3 protein-coding genes and 1 tRNA gene are annotated in these 2409 nt (G+C 51.9%); all 4 read right to left on the bottom strand.

Annotated elements, in window-relative coordinates:
* Positions 1–21: 21 nt before the first annotated feature.
* Positions 22–97 (bottom strand) — tRNA-Phe (locus ABYW01_RS19490).
* A gap of 124 nt (positions 98–221) precedes the next feature.
* Positions 222–494: an oxidative damage protection protein gene (locus ABYW01_RS19485; RefSeq protein WP_193951232.1), complete on the bottom strand. Its 273-nt coding sequence runs from the start codon at positions 492–494 to the stop codon at positions 222–224.
* Between the two features lie 66 nt (positions 495–560).
* Entirely contained in the window at positions 561–1616 is a 1056-nt protein-coding gene (mutY, locus tag ABYW01_RS19480; RefSeq protein ID WP_372836027.1) for an A/G-specific adenine glycosylase, read from the bottom strand.
* Positions 1613–2409, bottom strand: a 797-nt coding sequence (locus tag ABYW01_RS19475) for an AsmA family protein (RefSeq protein ID WP_372836025.1), incomplete at its 5' end; no start/stop codon positions are given. The genes ABYW01_RS19475 and mutY, both read right to left, overlap by 4 nt.

The raw sequence follows: 2409 nt of genomic DNA, 5'->3' as shown, positions 1-2409 counted from the left end.
GAGTGCAAGCCTTTAAAGTAGTGGTGCCCAGAGGCGGAATCGAACCACCGACACGGGGATTTTCAATCCCCTGCTCTACCGACTGAGCTATCTGGGCAATGTCGTAAGACGATGCGTATTAAACGGATTTCGGACTCAAGTGTCAACACAGAAAAGGGATATTTTTCAAAAATTTATCTCAGTTCTGTGTGAAATAGCTTAAGTGCTTAAAAAACGCTCAATTACTTAGACGGTGGTACGTAACCTTCCGCTTTTTCGTAATCTTCACCGGCCATGAACTTTTCCATTTCCTGCGTCAGAAATTCACGCGTTTTTGGATCCATCATGCTCAGGTGTTTTTCATTGATCAGCATGGTCTGGTGATCAGTCCACTCCTGCCATGCTTTTTTGGAAACGTTGTCGTAGATATCCTGACCTTTAGCGCCGGGATAAGGGGCGCGTTCCAGCCCTTCCAGCTCTTCTTGGTATTTACGACAGAATACGGTACGGCTCATCAGAGATCTCCAGAATACAAAATCGGTGCGTATACAAAATCAGTATGGGTCAGGATCTGACCGGATTTAAGACAATCCCGGTGAGGGTAGCTTTTGCAGCAGTTTCTTAACCGGTGCCGCTAGGCCCACACTTTGCGGTTGCTCTAAGTTATACCAGAGCAGCGGCGAGCCTTCCATGACACATTCTGTAGGGCTTTTCAGTCTCGCCAGTACAGGTGTGATGTCCAGATGGAAGTGACTGAAGGTATGACGCAGGGGAGCCAGTGCTTCAGCGCTGTCTGCGTCGATCTCCAACCCCGTTTCACCGTGGCTGTCTCGTAAGTCCTGTACCTGCGGGAAACTCCACAGGCCACCCCATAGGCCGCTTGGCGGGCGCTGGTAGAGTAATACCTCTCCCGCATCGTTGCGGATCATCAGCATCAATGTCTGTTTAACCGGAATAACTTTTTTAGGTCGTGGTGCCGGAAGTTTATCGGTCTTACCTTGCGCGAAGGCACCGCACTGGGGTTGCAGCGGGCAGAGCAGGCAGCTGGGTTTACTGCGGGTGCAGAGTGTTGCGCCCAGATCCATCATCGCCTGTGTGTAATCACCGACGCGTGCATAGGGCGTATTACGTTCAGCGTATTGCCACAACTCCTTTTGCACTGCGGTGGTGCCGGACCAGCCTTCAACCGCATAGAAGCGAGCCAGCACCCGTTTGACGTTGCCATCAAGAATGGCTGCACGTTTGCCGGTGGAGATCGATAGCACGGCACCGGCCGTTGAGCGGCCTATACCGGGCAGATCTTCCAGTGCCTCGACAGACTGCGGAAACTCGCCGTTGTATTCACTGACGACTCGCTGTGCGGCTTTGTGCAGGTTACGGGCGCGGGCGTAGTATCCGAGCCCGGTCCAAAGATGTAAAACCTCGTCCTGCTCGGCTTCCGCCAGCGACTGCACATCAGGGAAACGTTCTATAAAGCGCTGGAAGTAGGGGATCACTGTTGCAACCTGAGTTTGTTGCAACATGATCTCGGAAATCCAGGTGTGGTAAGCGGTCTTATTCGCCTGCCAGGGCAGGTCATGACGGCCGTGCTGATCAAACCAGTCCAGTACGGCCGTTGAGAAGTGCTCAGGTGTCATCGACCAAACAGTCCTTTCAACAGTTTTTGGCCTTCCTCTCCGCCTAATTTTTCGCCTAGCTTCTCCTTCAGCTTGTCTTTCTGCTCATCTACCTTAGCTTTTACTTTCGCCTTTGCTTTCGCTTCAAAGATGTTCTTGAAGACTGCCAGATCTGGCTTGCAGAGCTTGGCCGGATCAGTGTCGAATCCACCTTTACAGTCAACCGGGAACTCAACGCCTTCCAGGCTATCCGGAATGGAGCAGGTCTCCTTAAACAGGTTTTGTTCGATGGTCAGGCCAACACGGTAATCTAAGCTCTCTTTTGGCAGATTCACTTTACCTTTGCCATTCAGAACCATCGCATCCAGCGCTGCTTTCAGATCTGGATTATTCACCACACCGTTGACGATTTTGGTGCTGGCGCTCAGATTGGCAAACGGCGTGGATTTATCCACTTCCTGTGTATTGATCCCCAGTGACTTCACCGTATTCAGACCCTGACACACGGTCTGGGCCATATCGATACCTTTCAGTTCGCCATCTTTCATCTGCACGTTGGTGGTGCCGTTCAGACTATGCACGATGTCATACACGGAGCGACCACGGGCGGTGATGTTAGCCTGTGAGTTCAGTGCGCCGGTCAACGCGTCGGTATCTGCCGCCGCTTTCAGCATGTCGCCAACCTGAATACCTTTGATATCTTTCTTCACGGCGATACGGATCGGTGTTTTACGCACATCCAGCGTTGCGCTGTTACGCAGCGTACCCTGATACATATCGGCGTTGATCTTGCTCCCCTTGATCAGACCGTTGT

Origin of the sequence: Pontibacterium sp. (genome assembly GCF_041587635.1) — a bacterium.
Lineage (GTDB): Bacteria > Pseudomonadota > Gammaproteobacteria > Pseudomonadales > Balneatricaceae > Pontibacterium.
This window is presented reverse-complemented; position numbering and strand designations above follow the sequence as displayed.

What these genes read in the sequence shown, in the direction of transcription:
- mutY (WP_372836027.1), bottom strand. Translation starts at nt 1,616, where the DNA reads ATGACACCTGAGCACTTCTCAACGGCCGTACTGGACTGGTTTGATCAG.
- ABYW01_RS19485 (WP_193951232.1), bottom strand. Translation starts at nt 494, where the DNA reads ATGAGCCGTACCGTATTCTGTCGTAAATACCAAGAAGAGCTGGAAGGG.